13 protein-coding genes are annotated in these 14,312 nt (G+C 69.3%); 3 read left to right on the top strand and 10 right to left on the bottom strand.

Annotation, left to right across the window (positions count from 1 at the left end; all coding sequences use genetic code 11):
- Nucleotides 1–196 precede the first annotated feature (196 nt).
- On the top strand, nt 197–1,165 hold the full coding sequence (locus NM2_RS26180) for an SDR family NAD(P)-dependent oxidoreductase (protein WP_067673893.1): 969 nt from the start codon (nt 197–199) through the stop codon (nt 1,163–1,165).
- On the opposite strand, the gene NM2_RS26175 is transcribed toward NM2_RS26180, so the two are convergent.
- From NM2_RS26175 to imuA', 5 genes are all read right to left on the bottom strand, one after another.
- Entirely contained in the window at nt 1,094–1,738 is a 645-nt protein-coding gene (locus NM2_RS26175; protein WP_084531573.1) for a GNAT family N-acetyltransferase, read from the bottom strand. The two genes, NM2_RS26180 and NM2_RS26175, sit on opposite strands and share 72 nt — an antisense overlap.
- Nucleotides 1,739–2,083: 345 nt before the next feature.
- Nucleotides 2,084–3,010, bottom strand: a complete 927-nt coding sequence (locus NM2_RS26170) for a sucrase ferredoxin (RefSeq protein WP_067673889.1) — start codon at nt 3,008–3,010, stop codon at nt 2,084–2,086.
- 30 nt (nt 3,011–3,040) lie between these two features.
- On the bottom strand, nt 3,041–3,799 hold the full coding sequence (locus NM2_RS26165; RefSeq protein ID WP_174575679.1) for an alpha/beta fold hydrolase: 759 nt from the start codon (nt 3,797–3,799) through the stop codon (nt 3,041–3,043).
- 407 nt (nt 3,800–4,206) lie between these two features.
- Nucleotides 4,207–5,811: a DNA polymerase Y family protein gene (locus NM2_RS26160; RefSeq protein WP_439956921.1), complete on the bottom strand. Its 1,605-nt coding sequence runs from the start codon at nt 5,809–5,811 to the stop codon at nt 4,207–4,209.
- A 453-nt stretch (nt 5,812–6,264) separates the two neighbouring features.
- Nucleotides 6,265–7,005: a DnaE2-dependent mutagenesis accessory factor ImuA' gene (imuA', locus tag NM2_RS26155; protein WP_067673885.1), complete on the bottom strand. Its 741-nt coding sequence runs from the start codon at nt 7,003–7,005 to the stop codon at nt 6,265–6,267.
- 847 nt (nt 7,006–7,852) lie between these two features.
- Here imuA' and NM2_RS26150 point away from each other — a divergent pair.
- Together NM2_RS26150 and NM2_RS26145 are read left to right on the top strand one after the other, a co-directional pair.
- On the top strand, nt 7,853–8,050 hold the full coding sequence (locus NM2_RS26150; protein ID WP_067673883.1) for a hypothetical protein: 198 nt from the start codon (nt 7,853–7,855) through the stop codon (nt 8,048–8,050).
- The gene (locus NM2_RS26145) at nt 8,047–9,177 is read left to right on the top strand and encodes a serine/threonine-protein kinase (protein ID WP_067673881.1); all 1,131 of its coding nucleotides are present in this window, start codon (nt 8,047–8,049) and stop codon (nt 9,175–9,177) included. The genes NM2_RS26150 and NM2_RS26145 overlap by 4 nt, the downstream gene beginning before the upstream one ends.
- Before the next feature lie 194 nt (nt 9,178–9,371).
- Here the strand turns inward: NM2_RS26145 and NM2_RS50690 are convergent, their stop codons facing one another.
- The 5 genes from NM2_RS50690 to NM2_RS26120 all read right to left on the bottom strand — a co-directional run bounded on the left by NM2_RS50690 (nt 9,372) and on the right by NM2_RS26120 (nt 14,023).
- Nucleotides 9,372–10,085 (bottom strand): hypothetical protein, encoded by a 714-nt coding sequence (locus NM2_RS50690; protein WP_067673879.1) that lies wholly within the window; start codon nt 10,083–10,085, stop codon nt 9,372–9,374.
- 99 nt (nt 10,086–10,184) lie between these two features.
- Nucleotides 10,185–10,820, bottom strand: coding sequence for a response regulator (locus NM2_RS26135; RefSeq protein WP_067674015.1), 636 nt, complete (start codon nt 10,818–10,820; stop codon nt 10,185–10,187).
- Between the two features lie 241 nt (nt 10,821–11,061).
- Nucleotides 11,062–12,435 (bottom strand): ATP-binding protein, encoded by a 1,374-nt coding sequence (locus NM2_RS26130; protein ID WP_084531562.1) that lies wholly within the window; start codon nt 12,433–12,435, stop codon nt 11,062–11,064.
- Nucleotides 12,436–12,752: 317 nt separating this feature from the next.
- The gene (locus NM2_RS26125; RefSeq protein WP_067673877.1) at nt 12,753–13,430 is read right to left on the bottom strand and encodes a hypothetical protein; all 678 of its coding nucleotides are present in this window, start codon (nt 13,428–13,430) and stop codon (nt 12,753–12,755) included.
- A gap of 95 nt (nt 13,431–13,525) precedes the next feature.
- Complete coding sequence (locus NM2_RS26120; RefSeq protein WP_067673875.1) at nt 13,526–14,023, bottom strand: hypothetical protein; 498 nt, start codon at nt 14,021–14,023, stop codon at nt 13,526–13,528.
- Nucleotides 14,024–14,312 lie beyond the last annotated feature (289 nt).

Genomic DNA, 14,312 nt, shown 5'->3' with positions numbered 1-14,312 from the left:
CCCGCCTCGATCACCCCGGTCAACGACAGCCCTGGCGTCGAGAGCACCAGCCGATCATCAAGACGCCGATCCGACACTCGCCGAGTTGTCCACACCTCGATTCGGAGCAACCGGTGTGATGCGCGGCCCATTCACATTGCCAGCGGAACTTACTTTGAAGTAAGTTCGTGGCAAATCGATCTGCAAGGGAGCAGCGATGACCGACAATCACGCGGCTGATCAGCCCCGCCGCAACCGACGGGATCTGACCGGCAGGTATGTGCTCATCACCGGGGCCTCCTCGGGTATCGGCCGCGCCGCCGCGCTGGCGGTCGCCGCCAAGGGCGCGGTGGTGCTACTGCTGGCTCGCCGCGAGGACGAATTGGCCGCGGTGGTCGCCGAGGTGCGAGCCGCGGGCGGGCGCGCACACGGGTATCGCTGCGATGTCACCGATGCCGAATCGGTCGAGCGGACCGTTTCGTCCGTCCTCGACGAGCACGGACGGGTCGACATGCTGGTCAACAACGCCGGACGTTCCATCCGGCGGGCCGTGCACCGCTCCACCGACCGGATGCACGACTTCGAGCGCACCATGGCGGTCAACTATTTCGGCGCGGTGCGGATGACGTTGGCGCTGCTGCCGCAGATGCGCGAGCGCGGATTCGGGCATATCGTCAATATCTCCAGCGCCGGTGTGCAGGTCGCCACCCCGCGCTTCGCCGCCTACCTCGCCTCCAAGGCCGCACTGGACATGTTCGCCGAGGTGACAGCGGCCGAAATGCTCGCGGACAATGTCACTTTCACCACCATCCACATGCCGCTGGTGCGCACCCCGATGATCACCCCCAGCGGTAGACAGGGCCCCTCGGAATCCCCCGAATGGGCCGCGGCGACCATCGTGCGCGCACTGACCGAACGCCCCAAGCGCATCGACGTCCCGCTGGGCACCCTCGCCGAATACGGCAGCCTGTTCACCCCGCGTTTCAAGGACCGGGTCCTGCACCGCTACTACCGCGCCCTGCCGGACTCACCCGCCGCCAAGGGCGAGGCCGCTCCCGTTTCCGACATGACCACGGAAGAGCTTGCCCCGCAACGCAAACCGCACCACGAACGGTCACAGGCCGGTCGCGCCACCCGTACGGTCCTGCGCCGCGCGGCGCGACTGGTCCCCGGAACCCACTGGTAGATCGCCGCGTTCGCGCGCCCACACCATCCCCTGACCGGACTCCCCCGGCGCATGCCGCTCGCGCGGCTCGGTCCGCTCCAAACGCCACCCGAGCCGCCGGGGCACGGCCGCACTGCGGACATTCGCTGCGTCGCAGTGGATTTCGACGCGCTCGACGCCGGGCAGGACCAGCACGATCTCGGCCAGCGCGGCAACCGACCGGGTGATCACACCGCGGCCGGTATATCCGGTATGACACCAGTATCCGATCTCCAGCGTCGCCGGGCCGACCCGATCGTGCAGGCCGACGGTGCCGAGCAGCGTTCCAGCCGAATCGAATATGCCGTAGTTGCAGTTCCCGTCGGCGGGCCAGCTCGCGACCGCGGCCTCGATGAACTCCGCCTGCTGCTCCCGCGTCCGTCGCGACGGCAGCCACGGCATCCAGGTGTGCAACTCCGCGTACGACGCCTCGATCGCCCGGAACTGCGCCTCGGTGTCGTCCCGCTCCCACCGGCGAATGACCAAGTCGCCGAGGTCGATTCGTTCGGGCGGCGCGACGTCCGGCGTCAGCACCGCAGGTCGTGCGTCATCCATCTCACAATGGTGCCGCCGCCGGGCGGACACCGGCAACATCATTTCGACGATCACACGGCAGATGGCAACCGATTACCCGGCACCCGAGGACGCCATGACATCGACAGCATGCATACCGGGCCCGGACTGCCGCCGCACCTCAGCACCGATCGGGGTGTTACGGATGCCCCTCGGCTCCTCGGCGTGGCCCACTGCTCACAGCCGTCCTATGCATCCCAGCGGATTGCGTTGCGGCACAGCAAAATACCAGCGAGCCGGGCGTGCCAGGCCTGGACCGGCCGCTGCTGCGCATCGACGAGCACTACGGCGCGTCCGATCGCCGGATCGCCGCGCGGGACCGCGCTGTCAGGAGAGCAGGCGAGGCTCGCCGGCGACGATCGCGGCGGCGGGTTTGGGGGCGGCTCCGCAGCTGGCCTGGCGCGGGGCGTGCGCGACGGTGCGGGCGGTGACCAGCCAGCGGCGGCCGTCACGGTGGGTGACCAGGGCGGCACCGGCGAACGTGGCCGGATCGTACGAGGCGACGGCATCGGGGGCCGGGGTGACGGCGAGTTCGCCGAGTTCGAGCGACTCGGGTGAAAGTCGTTCGCGGACTGCTATTTCCGCTACCTGCTCGACCGGCGCGTAGCAGCTTCTGCCACGGAAACCGTCGAGTGACAATTCATTGCGACCTACAGCCGCCACCGCTTCGAGTGCGGCGTCCGCATCGACGCGACCGTAGGTCAGACCGGAGGGCAGCAGCACCATCGCGGGGGCGAAGCGGTGACCGCCGGTATGCGAACACTCCCAGACCTTCTCGGGATGTTCCGCGGCCAGCCGCGCCGCGATCGGACGGCCCAGCAGCGCGCAGCACTGATCGCGTTTACCGTGCGCGCACACCAGAACCACCGGATCCGGCACGGGCACACCGATTCCCGGCGCGGGACCGTTCAGCAGATGCAGGTCCAGGTCGAGCAGTTGTTCGAGGTCGGTGATCTCCAGACGTTCGCACCAGGACCCCTCCGGACGCGTCGCGGCGAGCAGAACCGTTCGCGCACCTGTGAATTCGCTGCGGCCCGGCCGCCGGATCAGTGTGGGGCGCACCCGTGCGGCCTTCGTGCGGGCCGCCAGCTCGGTGGTGATCCGCGCACCGAGCACCTCGTCGCCAATCACGTCGCGTCCCCACGCCCCGGGATGTTCGACGCACAGCCACCCGCTCACCCGCGTCGCACTGCCGGGTAGCGGTATGTCGACCGCGGCGGCGGCCGAACACGACATTCCCTCGAATCCGGTCATCTCTCCGACACCTCACAGCCCACCGGAACGTCAGTGCCCGAGGAACGGCAGGACGGCGGCGGCGAACTCGCGATAACGGTCGCGGTGAATGCTGTGCCCGCAGTCGAAGGATTCGACCGTGCAGTCCGGGACGGTGGCGCGCAGCAGCGCCAGCTTGTCCGGGTCGACCATGCCGCCGGGGCCGCCGCGCAACATCAGGGTCGGCGCGGCGATCTCGCCGAGCCGCTCCCACCACTGCGGATTCGGGGTGCGGAACTGCGCCAGCGCGATCCGGGTCATCGACCGGTCGAAGGCCAGCACCGCGCGTGGATGACGCAGCAGACTGGTCGTCGCGTGCCACAGTTCCGGCACCGTCGGCAGTCGGCGGGTGAGCGTGAGGTGCTCCGCGTCCGAGCGCAGCGGCAACGGCTGCTCCTCGATCACCAGGCGACGCACCAGCTCGGGCCGCTCGATCGCCACACACGACACCGCGTAACCGCCGAGCGAATGCCCGACCAGATCCACCGAGGTCAGCTCGAGCTGCTCGCACAGCCGCAGCAGATCCGCGCCGAAGTCGTCGAACCGATAGGAGCCGGCGTGCGCACTGCGCCCATGTCCGCGCAGATCCGGCACGATCACCCGGCGACCCGACCGAAACAGCCGCCGCCCGAAGCGATCCCAGGTGTGCCCGTCCCCACCCATGCCGTGTGCCAGCAGCACCGGAACCTCGGACAGCGGATGCGACGCGGCCGCCGGTCCGGAATCGCGATAGGCGATCCGCACGCCCCGCAGCGAAACACTGGTAACCATCGACTCCACGATCAGCCAGAATACGGGTCGCCGAGACCCCGCCGCCGGCGGCGATGCGCAAGCTCGGCACCCACCGAGTCGGACCAGCGCCTCTTCTCGCAACGATCATGCCGCGGCGGATCAGCTCGAACGGCAGATCGCGGACGTCCTGGGGCCGCGCGAGGTCGATCTCTGCGCGCCGGGTTCATTCCGGCCGGGCGGAAGCTCTGGATCTCCAGGCCCTGACCTCCGCAACCGAGTGATATGCCGATTACCAGTGTTCGGTAACGGCTATCGCTCGGTTGCGGTACCTCCGTGTCCGCAGTGCGATCACCTGCTGATCGATTCGGTTCGGTTGATCGCAGAACTCCCGGACAGGCAGTGGCCCGCCGCACGGGGCAGGATCCGCGGGCCATCGTGATCGGTGGCTAGTCGTAGAGGCCCTCCGCGTGCCAGGTGTGGTCGTGGCCGAACAGGAGCAGGACCATCACGTCGTCCTGCAGGAGGATCTGGGCGCGGACGGCGTCGGTGTGTACACCGGACCACCAGCGTTCGTCCAGGGGCCAGGGGCCGGACCATGCGGTGACCTGCCAGTCCTTGGTTCCCCAGCGCAGGCGGGCCGGGTCGGCGGTGAACAGGCCGCGGTCGGTGACCCAGACCGGGGCGCCCGCGGCGGATTCCAGGATCACCACGGGGCGATCGATCAGGACCACCGCGGGTGCGGGCATGGGAAGACGGCCGGGCCAGGGCAGTGTGGGGTCGGCAGCGGGTGATTGTTCGTCGCCGAGCGCGATCAGCGTGATGCGTTCGACGGGGCCGCGACCACCGCTCAGCACCCCTTTCAACACAGCATCCCCGCCCAGCAGGCCCTGCACCCGGACCAGCGCGCGCCGGAACCGCTCCTCCTGCTCGCCCTCCCCGCCCCACAGGCCGAGTTGCAGCGCACCGGCCGTCACGACCTCGACCGGTTCCAGGCGCAGCAGAACGATCGCCGCGTCCCCGGTCCGTTCACCGTCGTGGCCCGGGCCCCGACCAGCCAGGGCGCGATGGGTGAGCCAGCCGTCCAACTGCCAGCGCACCCGATCCGCGGTGCCCTCCGGGGTGAGCGGTTCGGCGCATCGCCAGATCCGGGAAAGACGTTCTCCGGCAGCGGTTTCCGCGGTCACCGCGAGCCGGGTGCAGGCCACCGCGGCGGCGGCCAGACGATCATGCAGCCGCACGGCCAGCAGGCGACCGGCGAAGGCGGCGGCATCCACCCGGTCGATCGGCGGGTCGCAGGGGTACTCCACGGTCAGATCCGGCGCGGGCGGACGGACGGCGGGCGCACGTTCCGGCTCGGCTCGAGCGCAGCGGTGCGCCGCGATCGCGTCGGCGCCGAATCGGGAGGCGACCTCCGCCGGAGTCAGCGCGGCGAAATCGCCGATCCGCCGTAATCCCAAGCGGTGCAACAGGTCCACCAGATCCGCACGCTCCGGACCGGCCAGGCTCGGCTCGACGGCCAGCTCGCTCACCGGCAGCGATGCCAGAAACCGCGCACCCGTTCCGGGTGGCACGAGGGCGGCCCGGCGCGCGGCCAGGACCGCGGTGGACATCTCGTCCGCGACCCCGATCCGGCACTCCACCCCGGTCGCCGCCACCGCGTCGACGAGTCGTTCGGCCGCCTCCTCCTCGGAACCGAAGAACCGCGTCGCACCCCGTGCCGCCAGCACCAGCAGACCCGGGCGCAGCACCTCCACCCCGGGCACGGTCGCGTCCACGGCCGTCACCACCGGTTCGAACAACCGCGCGTCCCGGTCCGGATCATCCTGTGCCACATACAGATCGGGACATCGCGCCTGCGCCTCCCGTCGCCGGAACCCGCGCCGCACCCCGGCGGACCGCGCCAGCTGTGAACACGCCACGACCCGATTCGCGTGCAACACCACGACCGGCCGAGTCGGCGAGATGTCCGCCGCAGCGGCAGCCGCGACAGCAGGCCAGTCCGGGCACCACAGCGCCAGCACCCGAGACGTACGCCGAGCCTTCACCGACACGGTTCGCGAATCCCCGTGGTGCACACAGCAGAATCGCGACCGGCCACGTCGGGCGAACGCGACACAGGCGCCAGCGACACCGGTGACCGGAACACGGATACCCCCCTCTCCGGCAACCACAACTCCCGCAACCAGGACATGAACGTCCACCGCTCGGACGACCGAAACACGAACAACCGCGGCCCGGACGACCGGAACAGGGGTGACCGCGGCGTGAACTCCCAAAGCTCGTACGACCGCGCCTCGGGCAACTGCGGCTCAGGCAGCCGTACCTCAGGCAACTGCGGCTCAGGCAGGCGTACCTCGGGCAACTGCGGCTCAGACAGCCGTACCACAGGCAACTGCGGCTCAGGCGACCGCGCACCGCATGACCACCACTCAGGCGACCGCGGTATGACCAACCAGGTCTCGAACGGCGGCGGTCCGAGTGCCCCGATCGCGGCAGCGCACGGGTCATGAGGCCGCATGACGCGCCTCCGCGATTGCAGAAACTGGCGAATTCGACTGTGCCGCAATCCATTCGATGCGTCCTTCCCGAGGCGCCAGGTCGAGCGCACCGGTGCGATGCGGGGTCGAGCGGCCGCGGACGCGGACGTCCAGGCGCATGGTGCGCAGACGTCCGCGGCCGATACCCAGACCGCCGTAACCGGCGACCCGGGTATCGATACGCAGAGCCGAGCCACTCCAGCGGCCACCCGCCACAACGAGCGTGGCTCCTTTGCCGCGAGCGCGGGCGGCGAGCACGCGAGCCCGAGCGGGCGGCACCTCCCGGCCACCCATACCGAGCATCACCAGATCGAGACCATCCAGCAATATGGAAGCAACCTCCAGCGGATCCGGCCCGGGATCGGGAATCACCGCCAACCGCGCCAGATCCGCACCCATTTCGGCCGCCGCGAGCAGACCGAGCCGGGGCAGGCCGACCGCCGCGGCATGTCCACCGGCGCCGGTCACCGCTGCCAGCAGCCCGGCCAGCAACGAACTAGCACCCCAATATTCGACCACCGAGCCCCTGACCAGCCCTCCTTCCGGCAACAGCTCCCCCAGCGCGGACGGCACCGGCAGCGATTCACCGCGACGATCCCGCGACAGCGGCGCCCGCGTCGTCGGGGCGACCCCACGTGCCGGAATCGCGGCCATCCGCCGACGCAACTCGGCCAACCGCTCGTGCCGCACCTCGTCGGGCGAACCCATCCTCGACCGCCTATCTCCACCGAGTGGTCCCAGCACCGATCCAGCTATCGATGCAAATCGAATATACGTTCGATCGACTGTCAGTAGAACCCCAACCCCTGGACACGTCAAGTAGCGAGCGTGACGGCGGGCTCGAGCTCATCCGCCCATCGCCGAAACGGTTCGGCTACCGCGTTCGAGTCCTCGCCCGAACAGCCGAGTGCTCGGGCGGTTGCGGTATTCAGGCGACCATGTCGTCACCCGGGGAATACCTCATGCACGGCGGTGTCGGCATCCGCACGTCAGGCTCAGCTCAACGGTGACGCCGATGTGCTGCGGGCGGACACCGGCACGGGCCGCGAACCCGGCAAGGCCGATCGACGCTCCCCGGGCGATTCCGAACGAGGAGGCCGCCCTGTCCATGAGCTACGGACTCACCCAAGATCTCGACAGCAACACCGTCCTCGAGTGCGACCGATCCCGGGCCCACCGAACGCGGCATCGACGCGGATTTCTTCGGCCGACAGCACCGATATATCAACCGCTACAGGCGCTTTCGGCAATCCTGTCCGATCGGATCACCGCTACCGGATGAGTCGGCGAGATCCCTGCTGCCCCAGCCCCGACGGCGGGCCGAGCCGGGCACCGCCCCCGGGCTCACACCGAACCCTGGGCTCGAATCGGCTGTCCGACAGTGATATCCGCGAAGACCCCTGCGTCGAAGGAATCCGGACATTCCCGGGTGTTTCGACCCGATTGGGACGCAACAGGTCCCGGCCTACCGCTACCCAGGGGCGCGATGACGGATCGGGCGCGCGATCCGGAAGACCGAGTATGGGCGATCGTGATGCGTTCATGAGACGCATCGATGTCCGATCCGGCGAAATGCGGTGGCGGCAGCCGGAAAGGCCATCCGCAACATCGTGACCTGCGACGCATCCGCACCCCGGACGTGATCTCCGCTTCGTACGACGGTGAAAACCTGCCGCCCCGGGGTGCTCTTATCAACCTGGTGGTTCCGAAGCAGGCCAGTCAAGATGGTTTTCCGCTATTCTCGCGCCCGTGACCGAACGCGCCCGCTCCATCGTAGGCCCCGACTATCTGGTTGCCGGCCGCTACCGTTTGCAGTCCAAACTCGGCGGCGGCGGTATGGGCGCGGTCTGGCTGGCGCACGACCGGCTGCTCAACCGCGACGTCGCCATCAAGCAGGTCCTGTCCACGGCGGGGCTGAGCGAGGACGAGGCCCGCGTGGTCCGCGATCAGATCGTGCGCGAGGGCCGCGTCGCGGCCAAGCTGTCGCACGAACACGCCATCGCCGTCTACGACGTGGTGCTCGAGGCGGGCGAGCCGTGGCTGGTGATGGAGTATCTGCCCTCCCGCAGCGTCGCCAAGGCGCTGGCGCTGACCGACGCGCTCTCACCGATCGAGGTGGCGCAGATCGGCGCCCAGGTCGCCGATGCGCTGGCCACCGCGCACGCGGCGGGCATCGTGCACCGAGACATCAAGCCGGGCAACATCCTGGTCGCCGATCGGGGCGCTGAGGTCGGCAAGGTCAAACTCAGCGACTTCGGCATCTCGCGCGGCGCCGGGGATCTGTCCGACGAGCCGGAGGACGTGATCACCGGCACTCCCGCATACCTGCCGCCGGAGGTGGCGCGCGGCGCGCAGCCCACCGCCGCCAGCGACGTATTCTCCCTCGGCGCAACGCTGTACACCGCGATCGAGGGGCATCCGCCCTACGGTCTCGAGGAGGACAACGACGTCATCGTGACGCGCGCCGCGATGGCCCAGATCATCCCGCCGGCCCGCAGCGGCGCACTGACCGAGGTGCTGCTGCACATGATGGAACCCGCACCGCAGCGCCGTCCCACCATGGCCGAGGCCCGCAACGAAATCCTCACCGCCGCATTCGGTCCCGGCACCGGGCCCTACATTCTCGGCGCTCCGGTCCGCACCGAGGACGGCACCATCCCCGCCTGGGCGGCCCGCAACTCCGCCGCCGGTCTACGCAGCCCGCACTCCAGCCCGCTGCCCCGCCCACCGCGCGCCAATGCACCCAAAGCTCCTGCGCCACAGCGCAAACCGGCCTTCGCCCTGTCCTCCCTCGGTCCGAACGCCGCACCCCTGGCCGTCGCGGTCGGGCTGCTCATCGGCCTGCTGATCCTGATAGTCATCCTCATCGCCGTGATGTAACCCGGGCCGAACCGCTGCCGACCCGGACCGACGGCGACACCCCTGAGCGAAACCGCTACCAGGGCTGTTGGCCGGGCTGCGACACGTTCGGATACGAAGGCCGATCCGGAACAGACTCTGCGCCATAGGCATACACCTGCTGCGACAGGCTGTGCCGTGATGCAGACCCGACCGCACACCCCTGAGCGAAACCGCTACCAGGGCTGTTGGCCGGGCTGCGGCGCATTCGGGTACGGAGGCTGATTCGGAACAGGCTGTGCGCCATATGGATACGCCTGCTGCGGCTGAGGCTGTCCGTAAGGCTGCGGCGCACCACCGGGATTCGGCGCCGGGTAGGGCTGCTGCGGGTAATTCTGCTGCGGCTGCTGGATATAAGGCTGCTGCGCCGGATATGCCTGTTGGCCGTAGGGCTGCTGCTGAGCGTAGGGCTGCTGGCCGTAAGGCTGCTGGAGACCGGGCTGCGGGACGCCTGGTCCGCTGAACCCTCCGGCGTACTGCATGTGCCACTGGCGAATCGTCGCCAGCTTCTGTTCGAACTCCGGATCCTTGGCCAGCCAGTGCGTCATCGGTGCGAGCGAAATCTTCGCACCGCCCCGGTGCCGAATGAACTTGACCTGCTTGGTTCCGAGCCAGTTCCGCTCTGTCACGGACTGGATCTCGCCCCACGCGATGACCGTGGTGCCGTACCGCTTGATCGTCACTCCCTCCGGAGTGAGCGTCAGCGCCCACAGTCCACCCAATCCGTAGTTCACCCCCGACAGTACGAGACCGATCACGAAGAAGGCGATCCCGACCGCGGGACCGAAGGTGAAGCCGCGCAATATCGCGAGAAGTGCGAACAAGACGACGGCCCAGGCGGCGTTCGCGGCACGTTGACCAGGTGAAAGCCGAAATTCGAGTGGCGGCACGGGATCTCCCCCCTGAGGAAACGAAAACAGAAACCAGTTCGGTGACGAATTCTATAGCCCCGGCCCGCGGCCCGCCGAGGGCGCGGCGATCCCGCCGAGTCAGTCGATGCGGCGACGATGAGCCCAGCGGGTCAACGCATTTCGATTGGACTGCTGGGTTTTGCGGAGCACGTTGGAGGCGTGGGTTTCCACGGTCTTCACCGAGATGAACAGGGATTCGGCGATCTCCCGGTAGGTGTAACCGCGGGCGAGCAGCCGCAGCACCTCGAGTTCGCGCGGGGTCAGCGAATCGAGTTCCGGATCCAGCGGCGGTTCGGGGGCCGGAGAGCGTCCGGTGAACGAGTCCAGGACGAAACCGGCCAGGCGCGGACTGAACACCGCGTCGCCACCGGCAACGCGCCGGATCCCGTCGGCCAGTTCGGGGCCGGAGATGGTCTTGGTGACATAGCCGCGCGCCCCCGCGCGAATCACCGCGATCACGTCCTCGGCGGCGTCGGATACGCTCAGCGCCAGGCAGACCGGGCCTTGTTCGATGCCGTGCAGTACCGCGACCCCGCCGCCGTCGGGCATGTGCACGTCCAGCAGCACCACATCCGGGCGGGCCGCGGCGATTCCGGCGACGGCCTCGGCCACCGCACCCGCCTCCCCGACGACCTCCATATCGGATTCACGGCCCAACTCGGCCCGCACACCCGACCGGAACACGGCATGGTCGTCGACCAGAAACACCCGGATGGACACTGCATCTCCTCACCTGAGTCCGGAACTCACGCGCATTCCGGGCATGGCACGTCGTCATCATCGGTACCACATCGCACCCCGCCCCGCCCGTACTGATCATGCCTGTTCGACGCGCGAACATATCCGCGAACGACTGTAGCGGCACGGTCCGTCCGACAACCTGGACGCGGACCCCGGACCCGGCCTCGTCACACCGATCTTCACATCGCTGGTCACCCGCGGAACAGTTTGCGCCTCAATGTCTTCCGAGATCTGATTCGGGAACGGTGGCAGGTTCGGGAGTATCGCCCGGTCCACCGATATCCGGGCCACTCGATCCCTCGGGATCCGCGGCACCACCGGGTCCTCCGGCGACCGACGCATCCTCCGCCCCCTCGGAATCACTGCGCGGCAACGTGATCCGCACCTCGGTACCACGGCCCGGCGCCGAATCGATCACCACCGTGCCGCCGCGACGCTCGATCCGGGCGTGGATGGATTTGGCCAGGCCCCGACGATCCGCCGGGATGTCGGCCGGATCGAAACCGGCCCCGCGGTCGCGCACGAACACACCCACCTGATGCGGCTCGACCTCCGCGAACAGATCGATGGTGGGTACCCCGGCGTGTTTGGCGGCGTTGACCAGCGCCTCGCGGGTCGCCCCGAGCAGCGCGGTGAAATGCTCTCGGGGCAGCCCGATTCCGGTATCACCCGGGTCCATCGACACATCGCCGACGGTCACCGGCGCGACCTTCACCCCGTGCTGGTCCTCCACTTCACCGGCGATGGTGCGCAGTGCCGCGGCCAGACTCGACTGGGCGGGCGTGGCATCCTCGAACAGCCATTTGCGCAGCTCGCGCTCCTGGCTGCGGGCCAGCCGCACCACCTCCTGCGAATCCTCGGCCTGCCGCTGGATCAACGCCAACGTCTGCAAAACCGAATCGTGCAGATGGGAGGCGATCTCCTCACGCTCCTCGTTGCGAATGCGGGCGGCGCGCTCGGAGTTCAGCGCCCGCATCATGCGCAGCCACAGCGGCACGGTCAGCAGGCCGACCCCGATCAGCGTGACCGCGACCGCGATCAGCGCGGAGCCCAGTGAACTCAGATTGATCCGGCCCAGGACCACCACGCCCAGCCCGACCACGATCAACGTCGCGCCCGCCACGATGCGCGTCCAGGTGAGCACCGTGGGCCGCGCGGGCAGCCCGAATATCGACCGCGGGCCCTCCGCGTCGAACTCCCGCCACACCAGGGCCGCACCCACCGCGACCACCACGATCGGCCCGACCACCCGGGCCGCGGTACCACTGAACAGCCAGGACATCGACACCGCCAGCGTCACGCCCAGCAACGCCAGCCCGGCCGCCTGCCGCCGCTCCCGAGCCGTCGGCGCCGGACCCTCCGCACCGGACGGGCTGAAGACCCACAGCATCCCGTAGGCGACGATGCCCGCCCCCATCAGCGCGGAGAGCAGCACGAAGGTGACGCGCACCTTGAAGACGTCGACCCCGAGATGATCGGCGATGCCACCGGCCACCCCACCCACGACACGACCACCGGACCGCCGTTGCATTCGTGGCGCGGTGAGCTCGACCCCCCGGGCATCGAGGGCGGGCACGGACGGATACATGCCTCGATACTGGCACGCCCCACCGACAGCGACCATCGGGGAAATACCCCATTTCCACGCTCGGTGTGCCGACAGGCCATGTCGCCCCGACTCGGCGACGGCGGCCGAGTCGGGGCGCAGAACCGGCTGGGGCGAAGATGCGACCGACTGGGCGAACCCGCGCAGCTTCATCGCCGCCTTCGCCGGCCTCGTCGGCCGGACACCCGGCCGGTACCGCTGGAGTCGCGCCCAGGTCATGGTTGATCCGACGGTGGCTCGAGGCAACCCGGATCGCCCGGCGAGCCGAGACTCGGGCCGGGCGATCCCTGGCGCTTCGATCAGTGCGGAGCGACCGAGGCGGCGGCGCGCTGGGCCTGGATCTGGTTGTACTTCTGAATGGTGACCACGGCTCCGACGGGCAGGCCGACCGCCGCGGCGCCGAGCATGCCGCCGGTGGCCGCGGTGGTTGCCGCACCGGCCACGCAGCCGCCGATCATGCCGGGCACCGTCAGCGTCGCGGCAGAGGCGAGGGTGGCCAAGCTGCCGAGTGTGGCCGCGCCGAGCGGGCACCCGATCACCAGACCGGCCAGGCCGCCGGCGGTGCCACCCACTGTGGCGCCGAGCGCGGTGTAGGGGCCCGCCTGATGCCACGCCTGGCCGAGATCGGCCAGCGGGTCACCACCGGCGACGGGTGCGACCGGGGCGATCGCGGTCGCGGCGGGGGTGGCGACGTTGGCGGCGGTGCTCAGCGGTGTTCCGAGAATCGGACGACGCGCGTTGTCGCTCACCGCAACCCGGCCGCCACCGGTTGTCACGGTGCCGAAGGGTGTGACCAGTTGTGCGGAGTTGTCGGAGGATGCGCCGGTGAATTGCACGCCGGGCGCGACCTGAACGCCGACGGCATCGGTATCCTGTTGTGGCGCAGCGGTATCGGCGTGTGCGGTACCCGAGGCGACGCAGATCGCGACGGCGGCGGCCATTGTGGCGACCGCGCCGAGGTGGGGCAGAGATTTCATGGCAGTGCTCGATTCGAGGTGATCGGAAGGGGAAGACAGGGCGGCTCAGCACCGCCGACGAAGGACGATCGGTGCTCTCGCGACCGAGGTCCGGCTCAGGGAGCCGTGGGAACGGGTGCGGCGACGTAGCCTTCGGCGTGGAGTTTGTTGTATTGATCGGTGGCCGTCGCCACGGCCGGGGGGATCCCGGTCAGGCCCGCGGCGAAACCGCTGAGTCCACCGAACGCGGCGCCGCCGAGGATGCAGCCACCGAGGACTCCTACGGGGGTCAGGGTTCCCGCGGTGGTGAGGACGGTGAGGGTGCCACCGGTGACGGCGCCGACACCGCAGCCGACGGCGGCCCCCACACCCGTGGCGATCAGTTGCGAATCGTGCGTGGCGTTACCGTAGGCGCCGACGGTGGCCGCGACCGCCGCATCGATCGCCGCGCTACGGTCCGCATCGCTCGATGCGGCCGGTGCGGGCTTATCGGCGGCCGGGGTCGCCGCGACCGTTTTCGTTTGCACTGGTGCGGCGTTGGCCGCGCCCATCGACAGTGTCGTGGCGGCCAGGGCCAGGGTCGCCAGCGCCGTTGCTCGGCTGATGGTGTTCATGACTTTCCTCATGTGTTTTCCGGGAGTCCCGGCTCACATCGAGCCGGGAAGATTCAGCGGCCGCAGCGCGCGGCCGGGCAGGTTCGAGCACCGTCGGCCTAGGCTCGGGCAGCCCGAGATGGGCACGGATTGATCTGTGTGACAGGACTTTTCACGACGCGACTTGGATGGGTACGACCCCGTCGCGGCGGGAGTAGCGGAACATCGCGGCCCAGACGATCGCGGCCAGGCCGGCGGCGATGATCGGGACGATCCAGACCGGGGTCCAGGCGGCGAGGTCGTGTGTGTT

It is taken from the genome of Nocardia miyunensis NBRC 108239 (assembly GCF_001613065.1).
GTDB classification, from domain to species: domain Bacteria; phylum Actinomycetota; class Actinomycetes; order Mycobacteriales; family Mycobacteriaceae; genus Nocardia; species Nocardia miyunensis.
This window is presented reverse-complemented; position numbering and strand designations above follow the sequence as displayed.